The 21,802-nt window shown below is 44.5% G+C and carries 24 protein-coding genes and 1 tRNA gene; 3 read left to right on the top strand and 22 right to left on the bottom strand.

Annotated elements, in window-relative coordinates; translation table 11 throughout:
* Positions 1-62 precede the first annotated feature (62 nt).
* Positions 63-938, top strand: a complete 876-nt coding sequence (gene malM, locus BN3349_RS08210) for a maltose operon protein MalM (protein WP_040976838.1) — start codon at positions 63-65, stop codon at positions 936-938.
* Between the two features lie 154 nt (positions 939-1,092).
* Here malM and BN3349_RS08205 read toward each other — a convergent pair whose 3' ends face one another.
* From BN3349_RS08205 to BN3349_RS12055, 17 genes are all read right to left on the bottom strand, one after another.
* Complete coding sequence (locus BN3349_RS08205; protein ID WP_040976837.1) at positions 1,093-1,923, bottom strand: DUF3037 domain-containing protein; 831 nt, start codon at positions 1,921-1,923, stop codon at positions 1,093-1,095.
* Positions 1,920-2,657: a HipA family kinase gene (locus BN3349_RS08200; protein WP_040976836.1), complete on the bottom strand. Its 738-nt coding sequence runs from the start codon at positions 2,655-2,657 to the stop codon at positions 1,920-1,922. The genes BN3349_RS08205 and BN3349_RS08200 overlap by 4 nt, the downstream gene beginning before the upstream one ends.
* A 1,711-nt stretch (positions 2,658-4,368) precedes the next feature.
* A complete protein-coding gene (locus BN3349_RS08195; RefSeq protein ID WP_040976835.1) occupies positions 4,369-6,564 on the bottom strand; it encodes a DUF927 domain-containing protein in 2,196 nt (731 codons plus the stop codon).
* Positions 6,548-6,991: a hypothetical protein gene (locus BN3349_RS08190; protein WP_040976834.1), complete on the bottom strand. Its 444-nt coding sequence runs from the start codon at positions 6,989-6,991 to the stop codon at positions 6,548-6,550. Before BN3349_RS08190 ends, BN3349_RS08195 begins: the two co-directional genes overlap by 17 nt.
* Positions 6,991-7,221, bottom strand: coding sequence for a hypothetical protein (locus tag BN3349_RS08185; protein ID WP_040976833.1), 231 nt, complete (start codon positions 7,219-7,221; stop codon positions 6,991-6,993). The genes BN3349_RS08190 and BN3349_RS08185 overlap by 1 nt, the downstream gene beginning before the upstream one ends.
* A gap of 10 nt (positions 7,222-7,231) precedes the next feature.
* A complete protein-coding gene (locus tag BN3349_RS08180) occupies positions 7,232-7,414 on the bottom strand; it encodes a hypothetical protein (protein ID WP_040976832.1) in 183 nt (60 codons plus the stop codon).
* The gene (locus BN3349_RS08175; protein WP_040976831.1) at positions 7,407-7,634 is read right to left on the bottom strand and encodes a hypothetical protein; all 228 of its coding nucleotides are present in this window, start codon (positions 7,632-7,634) and stop codon (positions 7,407-7,409) included. The genes BN3349_RS08180 and BN3349_RS08175 overlap by 8 nt, the downstream gene beginning before the upstream one ends.
* 349 nt (positions 7,635-7,983) lie before the next feature.
* On the bottom strand, positions 7,984-8,712 hold the full coding sequence (locus BN3349_RS08165) for an antA/AntB antirepressor family protein (protein ID WP_040976829.1): 729 nt from the start codon (positions 8,710-8,712) through the stop codon (positions 7,984-7,986).
* On the bottom strand, positions 8,709-8,984 hold the full coding sequence (locus BN3349_RS08160) for a hypothetical protein (RefSeq protein ID WP_040976828.1): 276 nt from the start codon (positions 8,982-8,984) through the stop codon (positions 8,709-8,711). The genes BN3349_RS08165 and BN3349_RS08160 overlap by 4 nt, the downstream gene beginning before the upstream one ends.
* A gap of 112 nt (positions 8,985-9,096) precedes the next feature.
* On the bottom strand, positions 9,097-9,315 hold the full coding sequence (locus tag BN3349_RS08155) for a hypothetical protein (protein ID WP_040976827.1): 219 nt from the start codon (positions 9,313-9,315) through the stop codon (positions 9,097-9,099).
* Positions 9,308-9,631 carry a hypothetical protein gene (locus tag BN3349_RS08150; RefSeq protein ID WP_040976826.1) on the bottom strand — a complete coding sequence of 108 codons (324 nt, stop codon included), beginning with the start codon at positions 9,629-9,631 and terminating at the stop codon, positions 9,308-9,310. The genes BN3349_RS08155 and BN3349_RS08150 overlap by 8 nt, the downstream gene beginning before the upstream one ends.
* Before the next feature lie 27 nt (positions 9,632-9,658).
* Positions 9,659-9,919 carry a helix-turn-helix domain-containing protein gene (locus BN3349_RS08145; RefSeq protein WP_040976825.1) on the bottom strand — a complete coding sequence of 87 codons (261 nt, stop codon included), beginning with the start codon at positions 9,917-9,919 and terminating at the stop codon, positions 9,659-9,661.
* 13 nt (positions 9,920-9,932) lie between these two features.
* Positions 9,933-10,139 carry a helix-turn-helix transcriptional regulator gene (locus BN3349_RS08140; protein WP_048736258.1) on the bottom strand — a complete coding sequence of 69 codons (207 nt, stop codon included), beginning with the start codon at positions 10,137-10,139 and terminating at the stop codon, positions 9,933-9,935.
* Between the two features lie 140 nt (positions 10,140-10,279).
* Positions 10,280-11,170, bottom strand: a complete 891-nt coding sequence (locus BN3349_RS08135; RefSeq protein WP_048736256.1) for a hypothetical protein — start codon at positions 11,168-11,170, stop codon at positions 10,280-10,282.
* A gap of 12 nt (positions 11,171-11,182) precedes the next feature.
* Positions 11,183-11,863 (bottom strand): hypothetical protein, encoded by a 681-nt coding sequence (locus tag BN3349_RS08130; protein ID WP_040976824.1) that lies wholly within the window; start codon positions 11,861-11,863, stop codon positions 11,183-11,185.
* Positions 11,864-12,355: 492 nt separating this feature from the next.
* The gene (locus BN3349_RS08125; RefSeq protein ID WP_040976823.1) at positions 12,356-13,615 is read right to left on the bottom strand and encodes a tyrosine-type recombinase/integrase; all 1,260 of its coding nucleotides are present in this window, start codon (positions 13,613-13,615) and stop codon (positions 12,356-12,358) included.
* A gap of 319 nt (positions 13,616-13,934) precedes the next feature.
* A tRNA-Sec gene (locus tag BN3349_RS12055) sits at positions 13,935-14,029 on the bottom strand.
* 164 nt (positions 14,030-14,193) lie between these two features.
* Here BN3349_RS12055 and selA point away from each other — a divergent pair.
* Positions 14,194-15,579 (top strand): L-seryl-tRNA(Sec) selenium transferase, encoded by a 1,386-nt coding sequence (selA, locus tag BN3349_RS08120; RefSeq protein ID WP_040976822.1) that lies wholly within the window; start codon positions 14,194-14,196, stop codon positions 15,577-15,579.
* Positions 15,576-17,435 carry a selenocysteine-specific translation elongation factor gene (selB, locus tag BN3349_RS08115; RefSeq protein WP_040976821.1) on the top strand — a complete coding sequence of 620 codons (1,860 nt, stop codon included), beginning with the start codon at positions 15,576-15,578 and terminating at the stop codon, positions 17,433-17,435. The genes selA and selB overlap by 4 nt, the downstream gene beginning before the upstream one ends.
* A gap of 67 nt (positions 17,436-17,502) precedes the next feature.
* On the opposite strand, the gene BN3349_RS08110 is transcribed toward selB, so the two are convergent.
* The 5 genes from BN3349_RS08110 to secB form a co-directional block, all read right to left on the bottom strand.
* Positions 17,503-18,222, bottom strand: coding sequence for an MgtC/SapB family protein (locus BN3349_RS08110; protein WP_040976820.1), 720 nt, complete (start codon positions 18,220-18,222; stop codon positions 17,503-17,505).
* 300 nt (positions 18,223-18,522) lie between these two features.
* Entirely contained in the window at positions 18,523-19,338 is an 816-nt protein-coding gene (locus tag BN3349_RS08105; protein WP_040976819.1) for a shikimate 5-dehydrogenase, read from the bottom strand.
* 27 nt (positions 19,339-19,365) lie between these two features.
* The gene (gene cysE / locus BN3349_RS08100) at positions 19,366-20,163 is read right to left on the bottom strand and encodes a serine O-acetyltransferase (protein WP_032107973.1); all 798 of its coding nucleotides are present in this window, start codon (positions 20,161-20,163) and stop codon (positions 19,366-19,368) included.
* A gap of 9 nt (positions 20,164-20,172) precedes the next feature.
* Positions 20,173-21,186: an NAD(P)H-dependent glycerol-3-phosphate dehydrogenase gene (gene gpsA / locus BN3349_RS08095; protein WP_040976851.1), complete on the bottom strand. Its 1,014-nt coding sequence runs from the start codon at positions 21,184-21,186 to the stop codon at positions 20,173-20,175.
* Between the two features lie 96 nt (positions 21,187-21,282).
* On the bottom strand, positions 21,283-21,789 hold the full coding sequence (secB, locus tag BN3349_RS08090) for a protein-export chaperone SecB (protein ID WP_040976818.1): 507 nt from the start codon (positions 21,787-21,789) through the stop codon (positions 21,283-21,285).
* Positions 21,790-21,802 lie beyond the last annotated feature (13 nt).

Here is a 21,802-nt window from a genome sequence, read left to right as displayed (position 1 = left end):
TTACAGGGGAAGTACGCTTCCCCTGACAATCACAGTAATCGCAGATTTGCAATGAGGTTAATATGAAAAAAACACTTTTAACGACCGCACTTTTTTTGGCTAATATGTTTGTTGTTTTGCCAAGCTCGGCAGCACCGATTCATATTAACTCAACCGTTCTGTCTCAATTACACTGGCAAGACATTCAACTTGCCGAAACAGTCAAAACTACCTTAAGCGAACAGCAAAAACAGGCGTTTACCGCACAATTTGCCGGCACCGAAAGCCCGATTGCGGCATACCGCATTCCGGCGAATCAAGGCACCATTGAGATTACGATTGAAAGTACGGTGTTGGATCAGCACGTATTTGTACCAAGTGCGGTGGTATTAGACAATAATTTTAATGTGGCGGCGACTTATCCGTCTTCCGAATTTAAATTTGCAGAAGAGCGCGGCATGAAACCGAATCGCTTTTCCGCCGAACTGAATTTAACTCCGGCATCCAGCCAGGATTACATTTACCTGCTGGTTTACACCACCCAGCAAGATTTAAACAAAACCACAACCGTGCCGCATCCGTCCAAAACCTTTGCCAAAGCCACCGGCAAACAGCCGCCGGCGATTCCGGATATTGAAGTGCAGCACAGCCGCAACGGCGAAATCAGCGTCAATGTCAGCGCAGCCAGCGGCACTCGTTTTATCGGCTTACCGACCGGCGTATTCGGCTCCAGCAAACCGGCTGCCACACCGGTGGGCGCAGCACCGGCTCAAACCGCCAATAGTAAAGCCGTCAACACACCGGTGGACAGCGAAACTGAAGCCTATTTTAAACAGGCAGTCAGCAAAGCATTAAAAGAAAACGACGTCAACCGCGCCATGAATTTAGTGAACGAAGCGGAAAAACTGGGGCTTACCTCACCGCGCAAAGTTTTCTTACAACAGGTTTCCTCTAAGTAGTAAACATCCTAATGTCTTTTTCATTATGGTTTTGCCACTGTGAATAACAGTGGCTTTTTTTTGGCATTGCCGCCCTGCCGGAACAAACAATAAATCCGCAACAATAAAAAATTCCCCCCACAAAAAAACTGCCATAACGGCGGTTCGCTCTAATTCACATTTTTATATCCTGCGCGAAAGCAAGAATGTTCTTATTATCCTGCCAATCGGTATGCTGGAGCTTGAATTTATCAAAAGTATGCTTTATCGTCGTCAATATATTCATCTTTGAATCCGTATCTGCGGTATCTAAAGTAAATAAAATATTGTCTCTTTTTAATAATCCTTCTTCGCTTGCCCGGTTTATCTTTGCAACCCAGCTGTCACAATGCTCAATCATTCCCGAGGTTTCAGCCTGATCAAATGCCAACGGCTTAATTCCTTTCAAAATCTCTTTCGTGCTCTCATTTTGCAATGCCAAAGGAAATTTAAACTTGGCCGTACTCCCTTGAACGAGCTGCTCTTTATATTGCGCAAGCAGTTGATCATTTTGTGCTTTAAATAATTTTTTATATTCCCTAACAATGTGGAGTTCTTGACTTTCCGTTGCAACCCCCGCACCTTTAATGAATTTCTCATATAACTCATTAAATTTAGCAACAGGATCATCCACTAATCCCACAGCCGCATTACTAAACTGAAATAAACCATCTTTTTGCTCCGTATAATGATGAAAAAAATTAATCATTTCATCATTAGTATTAAATGGTACGCTAGAGATTTTATCAACAATATATCTTAGCTGCTCATTAATCATGGGATGCACGTCATAGAAAATTTTACTTTGACGAAAGAAATGATTTACTCGAATATCGTTTTTTTTCACTATACGATAAGTCAATTTTTTTGCATTCGGTTCGCACATCAACAGACCGATATTCACAAATTCTCCGCTTTCAAAAAAAGGAAGAAATCTTACAAAACTGTATAAAATCGGCGTTTTCATGATATTTTTTTCCAAAAACTATCGGTTAATATGCGGTTAATAATATTTTTTATTGATTTCAGATAACAACAACCGTCATCGTCCGGCAACCATTCTTCCGGAATGGATCCCAATATATCATCAATATCTCGAGCCACCTCACAAAATTTATCTTGCAAATAAGGTCGATCCACTAAATCAAAAATCCAATTCCGGTTTGCCTTAGAAAAAATATGATATGCGAAATGAGTATCTGATAAATCCGCATCAAAAGCAAGATTATGATCAATGATAAATAATTTTTTTAATGAACGACTAAAGAGCAAATTCACATTGCCGGTATCTTTGTCCGAAAGCGTTCGGTCAGAATTATTTATCCAAAAATCAAAAAGATAAATTTGTTTTTGTAACAAAACATCACAGCAGACATAAGCCTGCTTAAATTTGACTAAAACCGCATCGTCAATATATTCAATACCAAAAGCCAATCCTTCACTAATTCCTTCCCGCCAATCAGGACACACACTTTTGGCAATAAATTCGGAAATATAAACAAGTTTAAAATCCGGAATTGGCAATCCCAGCTTTTTAGCCAGACAGGCTGCCACATATTCGGCAATAATCTGTTTTGACGTTAGAGAAGACTTTGTTTTAACCACATAAGTTTTTCCATTACTTGCCTCACACAGATACGGGCGAGTAACACCACTGCGAATACTGAATCGATCCTTTACAACAAGTATTTCTACTGTCATTTTATACCTTTTAATATGTTATTTATCAGATTCCATAAAACAGCTACTCAATCCCGTTACCTCACTGGCAAAAATGCGTAGAATTTTATTAAAGATCAATGACTCTGTATGCTGAACTGGCGGAGATCATGGGAGTTGAATTTAACCAATAACCAATTGATTTTAAAAAGATTAAATTTAGCAATCCCATTCCGGGGAACTTCTTGGGGAACTAAAAAATTTTTTACCATTCATTCTGATTATTTTCTACACAATTTTTTCAGTTCGTTAAGGCTTTTAAAAATTAACCCCATGCAAGTATTGCTCCTTGTCTCTTTTTATGGACTCGCAAAAATCCGCCTCTACGCGCGCGCGTATTGTTCCCGAAATTCATATCAAATCTTAATTTCGCGGTTGTAAAAATTGAGTTGAACAGGCGGTTCTAAGTTTGGAATACTGTAGAGATTTTACTCGCCCCTTTACCAATTGCAGGGATTTTAAAATTAACCCCATGCAAGTACATTTCCGCCACCGAATGAAAGTTTTTTGACATTATAAAAAGAGAATTCCAAAAAACAAAAGCAAATGTTTATAACTCGTTGAGTATTTTCCGGCAAAAGGTACTCCCGGCGGGGTTCCCTAAGCCACGGGGGTTGCGGTATCGCGGGTTTCGGCAGTTTTTTGATTTTTTCGGTGATCCACCACAACATAATAACAATTTGTTTTTATTGTTGTTTTTGTTTTAGTGATTGTTCATTTTTAATTCTGAGGGGTTGTGCTGTGAGCGATTATTACAGTATTAGCAAAATGGCTCGAAGGCCCGGCAGCCGATTTTGCGACTGCGGGGGTATATTGGCAAAAATACAGGGTATTTGTAAAGCATTTTTTTGAAATTTTTCTTAGATTTGATTCTGAGATTGAAATTAGATTTAAAACATCGCATAAAACCAGCCTAAACGCGCAGTATATAGACTTTACCCCTTAATCTGATAGTTATATTAATAAAATAAATAACCTCTCAAATCGCTTTATATTGCGTTTTTTGCACTTCATCATAAATCACGCCCTTGAGCTGCTTAAATTTTGAGAATACGCAGATTTTGCAGCTATATAAAAAGGCTATAAAAACTGTAATAGCGATAAAACGGAGTTCCCCGTGCGGTATTTAAGGCCTTTTCGCTGAACTTTTTACCCACCCCTCCCCTTATGAAAAAGCTCAATGCACCGCACTAGGCTTTTTAAATCGTTATGATATATAAGGTTTCACCTATGGATCAACAAGGGGACTTTCACCATCTAAAAAATAAAAAAAGTGTATAGATACGCGAAAATCGTTAGACACACTAGACACAGCCAATTTTTAGAAAAAATATTGTTACTTTTCAAATGGTTAATCCTCATTTTTGTGTCTAAACGCATTAGACACACCTTAGACACAGCCAGACACACTTTAGACACATTAGCGGATTGTTCATTTTTTAATTAGACACAAAACCCCGTTTTTTAGACACAAAACCCCTAAAATTAGACACAAAAAGGGCATTTTTAGACACAGCATTTTTATTAAGCGATTGATATATATATTTTTTCTTATTTTGTGTCTAGTGTGTCTAAGTTTTTTTGATGTTTTCTACACACGGAAAAATTTTTTTCGTTGGTGGATAAAAAAAAAGCAAATCATTTCTGATCTGCCCTTTGTTGTTTGATAGGCTGGGCCTTTCAAAATAGGCTTTTATTCCCTTTCTGCGCTTTCCTCGTCCTCTTCATCTAATACCGCTAACACATAACAGCGAATTGTTTTATTCCCTCGGATGGCTCTCGGTAATTGTTTCCGGTATTTGTAACCACTGGCATTTGAAGTTTCTAACATACCAGCACCGGCTAAGACTTCATTCGCCTGCTTCTCATTAAAGCCTTTAATCACATCTTCAAGATAAACTTGCGGAAATACCCAATATTTATCGCTTTCTTGTGGCTCTTTGCTATCGGCGAGCTGGCGATAGCCTGCCGTGTCATTCGGCTCTTTTTGATTCGGATTAAAGGGAAATTCGATAAACCTCGCACCGTTTCGTAATAGCCACCCGTTCACCTGCTCAATAATCTGCTTCTCTTCTCTCGAATGTAGCCCGTACTCATTCACCCATTCGTTAAAACTGCGTAAAAGTGCGGTCTGATTTTCCTGTGTTTCCCAGCCGGTTAAATGGCTTGCCAGTTGTAAAGCGGTTTCAAGTATGGCAAATCGACCTGCCACTCGTTTAACTTGTGGGCTAGCGTCATTGGGTAGCATTGATTGCCATTGCTCCCCATAACGTTGATATTCAGCCGCCACCGCACTTTTATTTTCCAATAGCCACTCAATCCACGCTTTCCCCATTGTGCCATAGTAACGCTTTGCCATTGCGTTTAAATGGTCGGCGTGGGCTTTACCATTGCCAAAATGATAAAACTTATCGGCTTGTGTGATAGGGATATTTAACAGGCGTACTAATTGCCCTGCATTGGTTCTGATTTTATCCTGCTTGAGATATAACTCTAAATCTTGCTCACCGGTGGAAAATGCCAATATCTGCCAGCGGGTTAAATCACGGTTTCCGCCGTCCTTTGCGCCTTGAATTTTACCTACACCGTTAAATAATGCGTAAGCAGTCTGTTCTACGTGCTTTTTGCTTGCCCCTTGTCCGATTTCATCAAGGGGGATAAAGCCATCATTACGCGCGGCTGCTTCGTTAATTAAGCCTAGGCTTGTGCCATTCCACGACAAGCGAATCATATCCGGTTCGCCATAGATTGAGCTTGCAATGTTTGCTATGGTGGTTTTGCCTGCACTGGATTTCCCGAATAGGTGAACGCCAAAACTTTCCGCTCCAATTAATCCAATCAAAGGCGCAGCCAAAGAACACGCCATACCTAACATCATTGAATGATTGCCCTCGAGATATTGCCCGATTTCCTGTTGCCAGTCATTTAACGCGCCTTTGGCTTGATAGCCTGCGGTGGTGGATGATTTACTGTTGAAATAAACGGGCCGACTTGGTTTTCCCAACACTTCGCCATTTGGCAAAATATACGCATTAAAATCCGCCTGCCAGCCAGTCTCATTTACAATCTGATAAATGGGTTTATTCTGCGTATCTTGCAGAAAATCCGCTAAATAAGGCTTGAGCCGTTGATTATTGGTTACTCTTACGCCTTTTTGCTTGAGTAGTTGCCACCCTGCACGTTCGCCAATATCCGCCCACGGAAGCGCGATTAAAGTCGGTTCGGTTTTGCCTTGTGCCTGAAAGGAAAGCATCGAAAAATATTCACTCTCGGAAATACCCACGCCCACCACGTCCACACAATCCGCTAACCATTCGCTTTTTTCGTTTAATTCGCCCGTGTCCTTGTCTAACTTCGGAATAATGCGATAAATGCCCGCTATGCCGTTTTCCTTGCGTTCTTCGATATAGGGTTGATGATTATCTCGGGTGGGTTCCACAATTAGCTGAATGTTCCCGTGATAGGTTTCCCCCTTGCGTATGCGCTGAATATATCGGCTCACATCTTCAATCATCTGCAACGCTTCATCACAATAAATCACACTTTCGGCTGCCGTATGTGTGGCAAGATTCAAATAAACCGCCTCTAAGGTCTCCGAGTCTAACGTGTTGCCGCCATTTGCCCGAATTAAACGAACATAACGGGCGTTTTTCGGGGCAATTCGTAATGATTGGATAGTTTCTAAGGCTTTATCGTCCACCACCACACAAGGCGATTTGAGGGCATTCTCGCCTAAGGCATTTTCGAGGTCGATTTCAACCGCACTTTTGCCCGATTCGTCAATGTGTTTGGCAATCTCCCACGCCTGCACACCTAAGCAAATCGTGATTTCCGTTTCGCCTGTTTGGTCTTGTAGTTTCACATAAGGGGCATTAATTAAGCGTGCCATGATTTACCCCCTCAACCGCACCTTTCTCAATTGTGTGAATGCGCATATTGACTACTTTTTGAAAATAGGAAAACGCCTCGACCAAGGAATTCACTACACAATGTTTTAATAAACCATCTATCAGTTCATCATTAAATAATTCCGCCGCTACCTCTTCCGGATTGGGTGAAGGTGGTTTCGGTGCCATTGCTAATAAATGCTTATTGATAGCCAGTAGTTCATCATGAACAATTTTTAGCCCGCCGAGATATTCAGCGGGATAATCAATAAACTGTTCGGCTAATGCCTGAATTGCTTCCGTCGTATAAGGGAAAGACGAATTAAAGGCTTCATCTTTGCGTTTTCCCATGTTCTGATGACTAATTGAAATCGCGTTTAATTCAACGGCGCTTAATTTGGAATAATCCATTTCTTGATTGAGATCCATTATTTCACCTCCTCGCCAAGCATAAAGGCGATACGATGATTAATCTCTGCAATCCCATCTTCCAATAAGCGGTTAATTCCTTTTAATGCTAACTCCATTTCGCAACTATCGACACTGTCTAAATCGGTGTGGGTAAAAAGTAAATTTAATAGCACGTTCACTTCTTCAAGGTTACTTACTTCAGATTTCAGTAAATTAAATTGGAATTGATCAATACGTTGATTAAGCATAAATCACCTCTTATAACTCTTCTTCTAACGTCATCACGGCATCAAGCACTAAACGCGCTACGCCACGGAAAGCGGTTTCATAGATGACTGGATCTGTTTTCTCAACTTCGCCTACTACCTTGCTGATTAATTCGGCAATGGCTTGCGCTTCCCATAGGGTTTTTAGGGCTTCTCTAGTTTCGTTGTTACGCATAAATCACCCCTTGCACACGGTGGTTTTGAACACGAGTTTTTTTAAGGTGAACGGGATTGATTTGTCCGCACGAAATCAGCAGATAATCTTTTGAGAAGTGATTTCTGGCGGTGTTTTCGTTTTCCGCTTCAACGGCTAAGCGGTGTGTTGGGAAGGTGTGAAGATTTAATGCGGTGTTCGCGAAATCTTGGCGAGAAATGCCACGGAATAAATAAATCATTGCGATTTGCTCCAATTGTAAAATTTTAGGGCTATCGCTTGGCTTCCTACGGCTGGGCGATAGCGTGTTACGGGGTAGGAAACTGCTCACAATTGGAAAAGCAGCCAGTCTTAAAGACTGCCCATAACACGCCATCATTGATGAATAAATCAATCTCCCCAAATTCGGGGAACGTATTTATTTTAGGTGTGTTAAATTCACGAACAAAAAAAGCACGATTTAACGGCGTGCTGTTCGCCAATTGTAAATTATTCAGCTTCCTACGGCTGGCAATCTCTTTTCAGACTGCCTTTTCACTCTATGCCTATCGCGGGAAAGTGTCAAGCGGTAAATTTATTTTGATGTTGTCTTATGCCGCCAACTGTTCGCTTAAATAACGTTGGCTTAATTTCTGCAACTGTGCCTTGCGTTCTTGGTAGCTTGTATCAAGCTCAATCAGTGCGGCGTTGGTAGCTTGTAGTGTTTTCAATAAGCGAATTTGTGCCACATTGAAATAATCCCGCACATTGCCTTTAATCCCTTTAGCCGCTTTCCATTTGCGAACATTTACCCCTAACACTAGACTGTCTAACATTTCTTGCTCTTGGCTGTAATGATAGGGTTTCGGCTGTGTTCCGTTTCTCTGTAACCGTGCTTTGATTGCGTCCGTCATTTCTCGGTTTCTGTCGATACTTTCCAATCGTTCAAGGGTTTTGGCTAAGGTGTTTTTATAAACCTTTGGCGCAACCTGTTTTAACTGCCTTTCTGCCTCGATAAAGTGCTGTCTAACCGCTCTGCCGATTTCGTTTTTCTCCATTAAGCAAAGGTGCTTTGCCATATCAAGGGAAACGATATAATCATAACTGCGTGTATCTCCACCTTTTGCGCTTGCCAATTTTGGCAAACCAATGGTTGAATTCTGAACAATTACAAAATCTTGATTTTCACTAAATCCCGCCTGTTTTATGCGTGCCTTAATCCAGTGTTGATACATTCGGCCTACGTTCAACAGGCGATGAACATCACGCGCATTAATGCCTTGATTTCCACCATCAAGGGCTTGTGTTGTTTGTAATAGATTAATAATTTCAGTTTTCATTGAGTCATCTCCTTTAGTCGCTTTTGCATTTGGATTAAATGTTTCTGTGTGGTGTAAAAGCTCGTTTTTAGTGATTCATTCAACGGGTGCGCGTCGATAGCGCGTTCTAAATCACTTGCCTTGAGTTTTAATACGTCCACCACCTCTTTTATCGGGTAAGGCTCGAAATCGTCATACAGGCTTGGGAAAGTGAAGATTTGAGCCGATTTCTGATAGTGTCTAACCGCTTGAATCAAAATAAGCGGGGTATGTTTGGCGATTGCGCATTTCATAAAAAAGTTACTCTTTTCTAAGCGGATCTTTGTTGCTCAAAGGCGCTGTTATTTTTTTAAACCCTTGGGGCTTTCTTGGGGTGACTTTCAATTTTTGCCCGTAACTCATTATCTAAATCCTCTTGAGTTGCTCTTGTGCGATTTCAATCAGGCGTGCTGTATTGCCTAAGTGCGCGTGAACAAGTTTCCACATATCAGTAGGTGTTAGGTTGTCTTTAAGTTCTCTTTCCTCCACCATTGCTCCGGTGATTTCCCGTAGTTTGGCGATATATTTCCGCGCCATTTCTAGCGTGGGCTTTTCCTGTTCTTCGTTGGTAGTTTGATCAGTCATTGGCCACCTCTCCCTTTAAGTTCACCACCGGCAAACAGACTGATTCATCTTTGGTTTTGTGGTGGATAGTCAATCTCTCAAGTTCTTGGCGTAATGCTTGAATATCCATTAAGGCAAGGTTTGCCATCTCATTAATCAGATCAAAGATTTCATTTTGCGACATCGGTGTTTTTGTGCCGTCAGGGTTGAGAGTTGATGCATTGCCGGTAACGGCTGAACTTGAAAATGCTTCAATACGGCTAATCATCTCCTCAATGCCCGCCAGTGTTGCGCCTTGTTGTTTTTTCTGGTTAATTGGTGTCATTGCATTATTCATCGTTAAAATCGCTCTATGCTCGTTATATTAAGAATTTTGGCTTACTTCGTTTTCGTGCAGAACATAAACGCCCACGCGGTGAGTTAAGCCGGTGTTGTCGGTTTCGTCACGAAAGAACGTATCAATTAAATAACCTTGATTACGCAATTCCTTAATGCGTGCCAGCGGGGAATAAACGCCCATTTGCCGTAGTTCGTTGGTGCTGTGCGGACGCTCTCTTAGCCGTTCAATGGTGAATCGGCGTTGTTCGCCCGTGCTGGTGGTGGAAAGAAAAGGAATTTGATTCATTTTTCCCCCTCCATCAGTGTGCCTTTGCGGTTTCGCCATTAAGCCATGCCATCACGTCAGCATATTTCCAACGGCTCATGCGCCCTAATTTTTCAGGCGGTGCTAATAAGCCTTTTTTCACCTGTTGATAAATGAATGTATGTGATACGCCGCCGGCAAGATCTTTAACCTCTGCCAATGAACAACGTTTATTTGGATCGGTTTGTGTTTGAAGTGTCATTGCTTACCCCTAGTGTTTATAAACTAATATCAACCGCCAGCAGTGGACGGTGTAGGGGTATTGTGGGAGATAAAATAAAAAAGACTGGAAATTGCCAGTAAATTCCAGCGTTTTCCAGTCTTTTCCCGTTTTAGGTGTGGTTATAAATCTACGGATTTAATCCAGTTTTGGAGAGTTCGCCCGCTTGGCAAGTGCTTATCTAAACCGCTTAACTCAAAACTCTTTTGAATCACGCCGTCTTTGCTCTTTTCACTGGAGTTTGGATCGTAAATATACGGACGGGGATTTTCTGCCACTTGCTCGCCATAATGAATAAATAACAGTGATTTTATGAATGCGTTCTTTTTGTTATCAGACGCGGTGTTATTGGGCTTTTGTTGCAATTGTTCTCTTAGTTCTTCTATGATTTTGTCTTTTTCGGCAAGTTGATTTTCCAATTCTAAAATACTTTCAGAATCTACTGCACTTTGCTTAGGCTGTACCTTTAGCTCTGCATTTTCAGCTTTTAAACCTTCGTTTTCGGCTTGTAGTTGTTCATTTTTAGCTTTCTCGGCTCGTAGTTCAGCAATGATTAAATCTTTTGCTGTGTCTAAAATGTCAGGTTTTGACAGGTTTTCATTTTCTACTAAATTCCGGTATGGTGGAACGTTCCACTCATATCCTCTTGAGTTTGCAATATTTCTCGCTGTTGAATGAGGGATAAATATAGCTGTTAAATTTCCATTTATATCATATTCAATCGTTGATTTAATTAGTCCTTTTTCTGCTTGTTGAGATATAGCAGCATAAATGACATTATATCTTGGATGTTGTGTCGCATTGATATCTTCTGGGTGTAGACCTAAAAAAATACAAATAACATCATGTAAGTGTATCTCAGGGAATAAAGCGTAATCTTCTAAATATTGCTCATCACTGCTTTTTTGTAGTTCAATTTTTAGATCTAAGGCTTTTTCAATGTCAGATCTATTTATCAATAATTGTTTAAAATCTTGCTCTGTAAAAATTCGCTGTGCTTGTCTTTGGTACATTTCTCATTTCCTCTAGAAAGGAATTTCATCTTCTGGTTGATATTCATTGTAGCCGTTATTTTTCTGAACAAATTTCAATAGCTCTTTAATATTGGTATCGTCCTTGTCTATATTTTTCTTAATACCACTGTATCTGCGGTAAAGCTGAACATCTCTCCCTTGTAACAATCTAAGTAAATCTACCGCTGTTTTGGATAGATTTTCATAGTCTGGCTTAGCCCACTCTAAAAGCGCATAAAGGCTAATATAATCGCCTTCTATTTGGCTAATTTGTTGTAGTGGAATCGAGTTTACTTTATTCAGTATTAATGATTTAGATATTTTAATTCGTTGAATGATTTCAGAACGCCTAACAAAAAACATATCAATATTTTCAATATCAAGAGAATTACGCAAAATAATGTCTTTTAAATGACCTTTAACAAAATTAAAAGCGTCTTTAAAATTATTCTCCATTGGCTCGTAAATTTCTCTTTCACTTCCAGTTTTATTTATAATTGTGCAGTAACAAAAGGAATTGATATAAGCTCCATTCTGTCGAAAATCAAATAATAGTGTTTCTAATTTATCGGCAATTTGGCTTGGTGTTTGATTTGTGTAGGTTGATATTTGGAGAATTAACTCTTTAAAACTAATTAGTGGATCGTAAGAGTTTTCCAATAAAGACAAGAACTGATTATCTTCATAAGTCATAAAACGCCCCTATGCGTAAGTCCCTATTCCTGAAAGGAAGTGCGACAAAATGAAAATAGGGTTTCATTCTTTCGGTTTGGGTAATTAATCCGCACCTAGTCGCACTATATCTAGTATTAATCTTGCCGTATCTTTACGGCGGTTTATGTTGGCTTATTCTTTCACAAGGGAAATAAGGTTTCAATAGGACGAACAAAAAAAACTGTATAAATAACCAGGTTTCTGAACGCTATAAAAAGGCGGTTTTACCGGAAGATGATGATGCCTAAAAAGTGAAAAAACTGCCGAAAACCGCGCGCTCCCAACCCCTTGGAAGCCCTAACCCGCTTGGGAGTACCTTTTATTCAAAACTTAACAAGCCATCTCTTGTTGCCGTCATCTGTTATCATCATAAAATCTTAATTTCACGGTTGTGAAAATTGAGTTGAGTGGGCGGTTTGTTCTGCTGATCGCCATAGCGATTTTATAGCCCCCCTGCGACTTCTTACCGGGTTATTTATCAACAATTGGACGGGGGGCTAATGATTCCACATAATCCGCCCATGCCTGCAACATCTCTGCCCGCTGGTGGATATAGTAAGCCTTGTTATATGTTCCCCTGATCGCGTTCTTATCCTTGTGTGATAGGGCTTTTTCAATCCAATCTGCGTTATAGTTCTTGTCATTCAGTGAGGTGCTGAACAAATGCCTGATGCCGTGGGTAGTCAATCGCCCTTCGCCCATGCTCCGAATAATGGCCATGCGCAAGGCTTCAATGGTGATATGCCCACTCTTGGCGGCGGTACTAGCAAAGACAAAAGGGCTACCAGTTAGACTAAGTGCGGTCTGAATTTCCCGCATTTTTTCAAAGATGGCCATCGCTTGACGGGAAAGGGTGACAATATGCAATCGTCCTTCCGGTAAGTTCTTATTGCCTTTCTGTACTCGATAGCTCCATGTTTGCGCTGAGGTGTCTATATCTTCCCATTGCGCCCGCGCTATTTCGCTCGGTCTGCTTCCGGTCAATAGTGCTAACATCACAGCATAGAACGACAATAAGGAAAATCTGCCATCATCTCTTGCTTGGTAGAATTTTGCTAAAAATTCCGCCAGCTCGTCGGGCGCTATGGTGTTCATGCCTTTTACGCGCGGTTTATCAAATTCTCGTTGGATCTCAGCTAAGTTATTGACGGCAATTAAGCCACGGTGCAAAGCGTAACGCATAACATGATTTACGTTGTTTAAGATCTTCCTGACGGTTTCTAACTTCCCTGCACGCTCTAATGGCTTGAAAGCATTAATGCCAATAAGTGCGGTCAGTTGGTCAATTGGATATTTACCGATAGCGGGGAGAATGTGCCGCTCAAATAAAGCCCATGTATCTTTTGCGGTGCGCTCGGTAAAGTCAGCTTTCATCTGTCTATCCTTAAACCATGCTTCTGCCATGCGCGCAAAAGTGCGGTTCTGTTTGTCTGCATTTTCTTGTCTAGCTTGGGCTTCGTAAGTGCGAGGGTCGATTTTCTTTGCTAATAACTGCCGATATTCTTCACGCTTGGCGCGCACATCGGCAAGGGACAATTCAGGATAACTGCCTAAGCCTAATTTATCCCGTTTCTTTGTGATTGGGTGATAGTAACTAAAAATCCATAACTTCGCCCCGTTTGGTTTTATGCGTAGGATAAGCCCTCCACCATCGGAAAGTATATATTCTTTCGATTTGGGCTTTGATTTTTTAATTTCTGTATCGGTAAGCGGTGTTGTCACTTTAGGCATTTATAGTTCCCCACAGATGGTTGTAGTTCCCCAGCTCTTTAGGAGTCACAACCAACAATCAAAAAATTAAACCTCAATAACGCCTTTTGAACATTGAGTTTATTTCTATTTTAGTTCCCCACGAATAGCCCATTTATATAAAAATTAGGGAGTGATTTTAGGGAGTAAGTGAAAATATCACTTCTGGGGAACTACCTGGGGAACTAAAAAACTGTTGCTAGTAGTTTATGGTCGTTTACGTTAAATTACAATAACGCCTTTAAAATACTGGGTTTATTGAGTGATTAGTTGACGTGAATTTATGCAGGTTTATATGGATTGGCGGAAGATCATGGGAGTCGAACCCACCCAAGATTGCTGGCAACCTTAACAGGATTTGAAGTCCTGCCGCTTCACCGGAAACGACGATCTTCCGCAAAAGGCGCACCAACTTTAAACCAATTCGCCGGATTATTCAAGTGCGGTGAAAAATTCATTAATTTTGCCGCGAAAATAACGACCGACACAATTTCCTACTGAATTTCCTGCTAAAAAACAGTATGATTAAGCCCAACTCAAGGCAAGAAAGGAACCCAAAAATGACCGCACTTTTTCAGCAGCTGCCGGCTATTGATAAACTGTTAAAAACCGCTGAGGGTAAACGGCTGCTCGCCGATTTCGGTCACAGCGCGGTGGTCAATGAGTGCCGCCGCCTGTTGCAACAAGGCAGAGAACGGATTAAACACGAACATCAACTGCCCCACGAATTCCGCGAGCACGGGCTGATTCTAGCAGCCCTACGCCAGCACTTGCAGCAGCGCCAGCAGGTGCAAATACAACCGGTGCATAATCTTACCGGCACGGTGTTACACACTAATCTGGGGCGCGCGTTATGGTCGCAAACGGCACAGCAGGCAGCGCTGGCGGCAATGCGCGGCAATGTCGCACTGGAATACGATTTGCAGGAAGGGCGACGCGGTCATCGGGACAGCTATATCAGCGAGTTGTTATGCGAGCTAACCGGTGCAGAAGCAGCTTGTATCGTCAATAATAACGCGGCGGCGGTGCTATTGATGCTAGCGGTGCTGGCAAAAGACAAAGAGGTGATTATCTCGCGCGGCGAGCTGATCGAAATCGGCGGCGCGTTCCGCATTCCGGATATTATGCAGCAGGCAGGCTGTCGGCTGGTGGAGGTTGGCACCACCAATCGTACCCATTTAGCTGATTATCGCAACGCGATTAACGACAATACCGCACTGCTGATGAAAGTGCACAGTAGCAATTATCAAATCTGCGGCTTTACCGGTAGTGTGACAGAACAAGAGCTGGCGGCGCTGGGCAGGGAGTGTAATCTGCCGGTGATTACCGATTTGGGCAGCGGTGCGCTAACGGATTTGTCCGCCTATTCCCTGCCTGCCGAACCGACGGTGCAGGAAAAATGGCAGCAGGGTGTTTCGCTGATTTCATTTTCCGGCGATAAATTACTCGGCGGTCCGCAGGCGGGCATTATTGTCGGCAAACGGGCGCTGATTGCGCAACTGCAATCCCATCCGCTAAAACGCGTATTGCGCTGCGACAAAGTGATTCTCAGCGCGCTGGAAGCGACCTTGCGGCTATATTTGCAGCCGGAACTGCTGGCACAAAAACTCACTACGCTGGACCTGCTGACCCGCCCGGTCGCTGAGTTGCAACAACAGGCGCAAGCCTTAAAAGTGCGGTTGGAAAATCACCTAAATCAGGATTATATGTTGCGTATCGAACCGAGTTCCGCGCAAATCGGCAGCGGTTCGCAGCCGCTGGCGGAGATTCCGTCCGTGGCGGTCACGATTGAGGCGAAAACACAGGCAACACCGACCGCACTTTATGCGCGGCTTAAATCGCTGCCGCAGCCGGTTATCGGTCGGATTGAGCAGAATAAAATATGGCTTGATCTGCGCAGTCTTGCCGATATTAACGAACTATTACACACGCTGGAGAGCTTATGATTATTGTCACCGCCGGTCATGTGGATCACGGTAAAACCGCTTTATTACAAGCCTTAACCGGCACGGATACGGCTCATTTGCCGGAAGAAAAAAAACGCGGCATGACCATTGATCTCGGCTATGCCTATTTGCCGCTGAAAGAACGCGTTTTAGGTTTTATTGATGTGCCGGGGCATGAAAAATTCCTACCGAATATGCTGGCGGGGCTGGGTGGTATTCACTATGCCATGCTAGTTATTGCGGCTGATGAAGGCGTGCAGGCGCAGACCGCGGAACATCTGGCAATATTGCGTCTGCTGCATATTGACGGGTTGATGGTGGTGATTACCAAGGCGGATCGTGTTGATGCCGCGCAGATCGAGCAGCTCACCCGCCAGCTCATGCAGGATTATCCGTTTTTAGCGCAATGTCCGTTGTTTGTCACCTCTGCCCAGACCGGCAGCGGTATTGAGGCATTGCGCGATTATCTGGCGCAACTGCCAAACCCGGCGGAACAAGACAGACCGTTTCGCTACGCTATCGACCGCGTTTTCAGCGTGAAAGGCGCCGGTACGGTGGTCACCGGTACCGCATTTGCTGGCACGGTGCAACTTGAAGATACGCTGTATTTATCCGGCGGGCAGAAAGTGCGGGTAAAAAATATCCACGCCCAGAATCAGCAAAACACGCGCGGAGTGGCAGGTCAACGGTTAGCGCTGAATATTAGCACCGATTTAGCGCGCAACGAAATTGAGCGCGGCGACTGGCTACTGGCGCAACCGCCGTTGCCGCCGACAGAACGCGTTACCCTTTGGCTTGAGGCGGCGCAGCCCTTAACGGAAAGCCAGCCGGTGCATATTTATCACGCCGCGGCACGCACTGTGGGCAGACTCAATCTGTTGCAGGAAAAAAAACTGGCGTCGCAACAGCAGGGATTTGCCGAGCTGATTTTAGACAAACCGCTGTTGCTGGCGTACGGCGACAAACTGATTTTGCGCAGCGGTGATGCCAAATCTGTGCTTGCTGGCGCCAAAACGGTGGAGATTAACTCACCGAAACGCCATAAACGCAGCGCAGAAAGACTGGATTACTTACGCGCGCTGATTCAAACCAACAGCGCCGCCGAACGCATTAAACGGTATCTGGCACAACAGCCGCTCCCATTAGCCACATTAGCTTGGACGGAACAGTTAAGCGCCGAGCAATTGCAGGACATCATCCGCGCCAATCAAGACGTGGTGTTTCAAGAGTGGGGATTTAACCGCCATTATCAGGCGCAGCAGGCGGAAAAGCTGCTCGCGGCGCTGAGCGAATATCACGCCCTGCACGGCGATCAGCTTGGATTGAGCAAAGCTCGTTTATATCGCATTGCGGCAATTAATCAGCCGGAAAAGCTGATTTATCATATTATCGAGCAGTTGCTTGACAACGGGCAAATTGAACAAACCCGTGGCTGGCTGCATACGCCTGAGCATAAAATCCGTTTTTCAGAGGCGGAAAAAATGCTGTGGCAGGCAGTGGCGGAACAATTTGAGTGCCAACACGGACAGGCGCTGTGGGTGCGGGATCTGGCGGATAAGCTCGGACAAACGGAAAGCGATATGCGTAACTTTCTGTACAAAGCGGGCAAGCTGGGCTACCTGACGCCGATTGTCAAAGACCGTTTTTTGCTGACGGAAAACGCCTACGCTTACGCCCGTCTGATTAAGCAAATTATTGCCGAACAGGGCAGTATTTCCGTGAATCGGCTGCGTGACGAGCTGGGCTGGGGGCGCAAAATCACCGTGCAGTTAATGGAATATTTCGATCGCTGCGGTTTTTTGCGCCGTAAGGGAAATGCGCATATTTTGCGCGACGGCGAGGTGTTCGACTGGTAAACGCGCAAAAGTGCGGTCATTTTTTGCGATGTTTGCGCCGTGTTAAGATCCGCTGAAAAAGCGGGTCTTAATGCTGTAAATCAATACTCACCACTTCCGGTTCGTCTTTCAGCAATAAATACACGCCTTGTAACATTGATTTTTCGGTAATCAGGCATTTGATAATCAGCTTAACCTCGCCGTTTTGCTGATCTTTAACCGTTAAGTTGTCAATCCGATAATTATTGCTGACCAAAATATTCGTCACCTTGCCGATTGCGGTGGCGGTATTAAGTAATATATTGATTTTCGTTCTGCGATTTTTCCGTTTACTGCGGCTGACCAGCTGCTGTACTTTCGGTCCCAAACGCACCGCCAGCAGAATCATCATGGTGGCGATCACGGCGTCAAAGAAAAAACCCGCGCCGGTGGCAATGCCGATACCGGCTGCCGCCCAAATAATCGCCGCCGTGGTCAGCCCGGAAATCGCATCATTGCTTTTGCGCAAAATCACCCCGGCGCCCAGAAAACCAATGCCACTGATCACCTGTGCCGCCAGACGCATGGGATCGGTGCGGATATTTTCCGAAACCTGCGCGTAATGTTCTGCCGATTTAATCGACACAATGGTCAGCACACAGGTGGTTACCGCGATAATCACGCAGGTTTTCACCCCGACCGGTTTGTGTTTCAGTTCGCGCTCCAGCCCGATAATGCCGCCAAGCACCGCGGCGATAACCATTTTGAACAAAATGTCCATATTGTCTGTCGAAAGAAGTTGTTCAAATAACGATAAAGTATTATACATAACGGTTTTCTTCAATCTGTTGGGATGCCGAACGGCAAACGGCGCCCCGATCCGGCACGCCTATACCTCCGCCGATGACGCTTTTTTCTTCTCAAAAATTATCGGCAGGGGAATGTAATCAAACGAACGGCAGATTTTAACAGGATGCCAACTTTGACGCTATATGAATACGCCGAATCCCAATAAAAAGTGCGGTGATTTTTCAACGAATTTCCGGTATATCTCGGCGACAACGATGCGTTGGTCTGTACGGTGAAAAACCGCACCGCCGAGCTCCATCGCCCCGGCAGATAACGATGCTTAACGGTTGGAGCGGGAAAATGCCGCAGCCTCGGCAATCAGCGCATCGCTCGGACGCAGATGCGTATATAACACGAATTGTTCCACCGCTTGTAAAGTCATTACTTCCGCGCCGGAAATCACCTGCTTATTTTGTGCGCGGGCGGCCTGGATCAACGGCGTTTCCGCCGGCATCGCCACCACATCAAACACAGTTTGCGCACCGGCGATCATTGCCGACGGGAAAGCTAGCTGCGATGCCTCATTACCGCCCTGCATACCGATAGGTGTAACGTTGACGATAATCTCCGCCTGCTGTCCAGTTAGGTCGTCAATATAATCATAGCCGTAAAGCTGCGCCAGATACGCGCCGGTCTGCGCGTTGCGAGCATAAACCTGCAATGCACTAAACCCGGCATGCTTAAATGCCGCCACCACTGCTTTTGCCATACCGCCACTGCCCTGCACAATCACACGGGCATGTTTATCCAGATGGTATTTCTCAATCAGCTTAACAATCGCGATATAGTCCGTATTGTAGGCTTTCAGATGACCGTTATCATTGACAATGGTATTGACCGATTCAATCGCCTGGGCAGAGGGATCGATTTCATCCACAAAGGGCATGCAACTTTCTTTAAACGGCATGGACATCGCACAGCCGCGGATGCCGAGCGCACGCACGCCTTTCACCGCATGTTCGATATCCTGCGTGGTAAAGGCCTTATACACAAAATTCAGCCCGAGTTTCTGATACAGATAGTTATGAAAATAGGTGCCGGTATTGCCGGGCCGACCGGATAAGGACATACATAATTGGGTATCTTTATTGATCATTTGTGCTTTCCTGTTAACAAACTGAAATTAAATATTTAAGTTAATTGAATCATCAATAAAATATTGATTCATATCGAAAGCCGGCTTCGCTCCTTTATCCTTGCCGACAGTTTTCGACGGTACGCCTGCCACCGTAGTATATTCTGGCACCGGCTGCAACACCACCGAATTCGCGCCAATTTTGGCATAACGCCCCACTTCAATATTACCCAAAATCTTCGCGCCGGCACCGATCATCACGCCTTCGCGTACTTTCGGGTGACGATCGCCCGATTCTTTACCCGTCCCGCCGAGAGTAACGCCTTGTAGAATGGATACATCGTTTTCAATCACCGAGGTTTCCCCTACAACGATGCCAGTGGCGTGGTCGAACATGATACCATGACCGATTTTTGCCGCCGGATGAATATCCACATCAAAGGCGACGGAAATCTGATTCTGTAAGTAAATCGCCAACGCTTTACGCCCGCATAACCACAGATAATGGGTGATACGGTAGCTTTGTAAGGCATGAAAGCCTTTTAAATACAGCAACGGCGTCGTCCACAATTCCACCGCCGGATCGCGCTGCCGCACCGCGCGAATATCGCAAGCCGCACTTTCGATAATACTCGGCTGCGACTGATACGCTTCTTCTACAATTTCACGTAGTGCAATTGCCGGCATAATGGGATTGGCAAGTTTATTCGCCAGAATATAACTCAGCGCACTGCCCAGATTATGATGCTTTAAAATGGTCGAATGAAAAAAACTCGCCAGCATCGGCTCGCATTCCACCTGTTCTTTTGCTTCCTGACGGATCAGATTCCACAATTCTACCGACATATATTTTCCTTATTCCACTTTACGTTCACGTCCGAGTAAGCTCATTGCCACCTCCTGCGCATTCTTACCGCAGAACAGTACCTGATACACCTGTTCGGTAATCGGCATTTCCACGCCCTGCTGCTGCGCAAGCAAATAGGCCTCTTTGGTATTATAAAAGCCTTCCACTACCTGACCGATTTCCTCCATTGCCGCCTGCGCACTGACGCCTTGTCCCAGCATTAAACCAAAACGGCGGTTGCGGGATTGGTTATCGGTACAGGTCAGCACCAGATCGCCTAAACCCGACATGCCCATAAAGGTATTCGGGTTCGCCCCCAGAGAAACGCCCAAACGACTGATTTCAGCAATGCCGCGCGTGATCAATGCAGTTCTGGCATTGGCGCCAAAGCCCATGCCATCGGACATGCCGGCGCTGATGGCAATGACGTTTTTAATCGCCCCGCCGAGCTGCACGCCGATCATATCGTGATTGATATACACGCGAAAATGCTTACTGCAATGAATACGCGCCTGAAACTCAAGAGCGAACTGCTGATTATTCGACGCCAACGCAATCGCAGTCGGCATACCCGCCGCCAGTTCTTTAGCAAACGTCGGTCCGGATAACACCGCCAGCGGATATTCTTTGCCGAGCGTATCTTCGATCACATGCTGCAATAGGCGTCCGCTGTCGCGTTCCAACCCTTTGGTCGCCCACACAATACGGCTGTCCGCGCGTAAGTGCGGTTTGATTTTGGTGATAACTTCGCCGAATACATGGCTCGGCACCACAATTAATAAATCGCGCGATTTTGCTATTGCCGCCGCCAAATCGGCTTCAATTTGTAGCGCATCGGGGAAACGCACATCAGGCAAAAACGCCTGATTACGCCGTTCGTCAGCCAAGCGGCGCATATGTTCGGGATCATGCCCCCATAGATAAGTGGGATAACCGTTGCGGGAAAAGGTAATCGCCAGCGCGGTACCGTAAGAACCAGCGCCGATCACGGTGATAGGCGAAGCGGATATTGTCGTATTCATCATTTATACTCCGGAAATGGCGAAATTTGACAAGAATGGAAAAATAATAAAGGGCGGAGCAGTCATCCGCCTTTTTCAACAGCTTGTTTCGCCGGGTTAATGCACTTCCTGACTGCCGGATTGTTCTTGCTGTTCTTGCTGCCGTTGTAAATATTCCATAAACAGCGCATCAAAATTGACTGGGGAAAGATTCAATGCTGGGAAGGTGCCGCGGTTAACCAGATTGGACACCAGCTCGCGCGCATAAGGAAACAGCATATTCGGGCACTGCGAAGTCAGGCAATGAGCCAGTTGCATATCTTCCAGCCCGCTGACGGTAAACACGCCTGCTTGTTTTACTTCACAAATAAAAGCAACATCGCCGCTGTCTTCCAAGGTGGTTTCAACGGAAATATTCAGGCAGACTTCATATAAATCATCGCCCAATTGCGTGGTTTCACTGCTTAAATCAAAACCTAATTTCGGTTTCCATTCCTGCTGAAAAATGTGCGGTAAATTTGGCGCCTCAAAGGAGACGTCTTTAACGTAAATACGTTGAATCTGCAATACGGCCTGCGCGTTTTGTTCTTCGTTTGCCGCGACCTCTTGATTTTGCTCTGTCATGGTTTAATCCTTC

Source organism: Necropsobacter massiliensis (genome assembly GCF_000827595.2).
Taxonomy (GTDB): domain Bacteria; phylum Pseudomonadota; class Gammaproteobacteria; order Enterobacterales; family Pasteurellaceae; genus Necropsobacter; species Necropsobacter massiliensis.
The sequence above is the reverse complement of the archived record's forward strand: the minus strand, read 5'-3'. Positions and strand labels throughout refer to the sequence as shown.

Coding starts and splice junctions, on each gene's coding strand:
- malM (WP_040976838.1), top strand. CDS start 63: ATGAAAAAAACACTTTTAACGACCGCACTTTTTTTGGCTAATATGTTT.
- BN3349_RS08205 (WP_040976837.1), bottom strand. CDS start 1,923: ATGAAAACGCCGATTTTATACAGTTTTGTAAGATTTCTTCCTTTTTTT.
- BN3349_RS08200 (WP_040976836.1), bottom strand. CDS start 2,657: ATGACAGTAGAAATACTTGTTGTAAAGGATCGATTCAGTATTCGCAGT.
- BN3349_RS08195 (WP_040976835.1), bottom strand. CDS start 6,564: ATGGCACGCTTAATTAATGCCCCTTATGTGAAACTACAAGACCAAACA.
- BN3349_RS08190 (WP_040976834.1), bottom strand. CDS start 6,991: ATGGATCTCAATCAAGAAATGGATTATTCCAAATTAAGCGCCGTTGAA.
- BN3349_RS08185 (WP_040976833.1), bottom strand. CDS start 7,221: ATGCTTAATCAACGTATTGATCAATTCCAATTTAATTTACTGAAATCT.
- BN3349_RS08180 (WP_040976832.1), bottom strand. CDS start 7,414: ATGCGTAACAACGAAACTAGAGAAGCCCTAAAAACCCTATGGGAAGCG.
- BN3349_RS08175 (WP_040976831.1), bottom strand. CDS start 7,634: ATGATTTATTTATTCCGTGGCATTTCTCGCCAAGATTTCGCGAACACC.
- BN3349_RS08165 (WP_040976829.1), bottom strand. CDS start 8,712: ATGAAAACTGAAATTATTAATCTATTACAAACAACACAAGCCCTTGAT.
- BN3349_RS08160 (WP_040976828.1), bottom strand. CDS start 8,984: ATGAAATGCGCAATCGCCAAACATACCCCGCTTATTTTGATTCAAGCG.
- BN3349_RS08155 (WP_040976827.1), bottom strand. CDS start 9,315: ATGACTGATCAAACTACCAACGAAGAACAGGAAAAGCCCACGCTAGAA.
- BN3349_RS08150 (WP_040976826.1), bottom strand. CDS start 9,631: ATGAATAATGCAATGACACCAATTAACCAGAAAAAACAACAAGGCGCA.
- BN3349_RS08145 (WP_040976825.1), bottom strand. CDS start 9,919: ATGAATCAAATTCCTTTTCTTTCCACCACCAGCACGGGCGAACAACGC.
- BN3349_RS08140 (WP_048736258.1), bottom strand. CDS start 10,139: ATGACACTTCAAACACAAACCGATCCAAATAAACGTTGTTCATTGGCA.
- BN3349_RS08135 (WP_048736256.1), bottom strand. CDS start 11,170: ATGTACCAAAGACAAGCACAGCGAATTTTTACAGAGCAAGATTTTAAA.
- BN3349_RS08130 (WP_040976824.1), bottom strand. CDS start 11,863: ATGACTTATGAAGATAATCAGTTCTTGTCTTTATTGGAAAACTCTTAC.
- BN3349_RS08125 (WP_040976823.1), bottom strand. CDS start 13,615: ATGCCTAAAGTGACAACACCGCTTACCGATACAGAAATTAAAAAATCA.
- selA (WP_040976822.1), top strand. CDS start 14,194: ATGACCGCACTTTTTCAGCAGCTGCCGGCTATTGATAAACTGTTAAAA.
- selB (WP_040976821.1), top strand. CDS start 15,576: ATGATTATTGTCACCGCCGGTCATGTGGATCACGGTAAAACCGCTTTA.
- BN3349_RS08110 (WP_040976820.1), bottom strand. CDS start 18,222: ATGTATAATACTTTATCGTTATTTGAACAACTTCTTTCGACAGACAAT.
- BN3349_RS08105 (WP_040976819.1), bottom strand. CDS start 19,338: ATGATCAATAAAGATACCCAATTATGTATGTCCTTATCCGGTCGGCCC.
- cysE (WP_032107973.1), bottom strand. CDS start 20,163: ATGTCGGTAGAATTGTGGAATCTGATCCGTCAGGAAGCAAAAGAACAG.
- gpsA (WP_040976851.1), bottom strand. CDS start 21,186: ATGAATACGACAATATCCGCTTCGCCTATCACCGTGATCGGCGCTGGT.
- secB (WP_040976818.1), bottom strand. CDS start 21,789: ATGACAGAGCAAAATCAAGAGGTCGCGGCAAACGAAGAACAAAACGCG.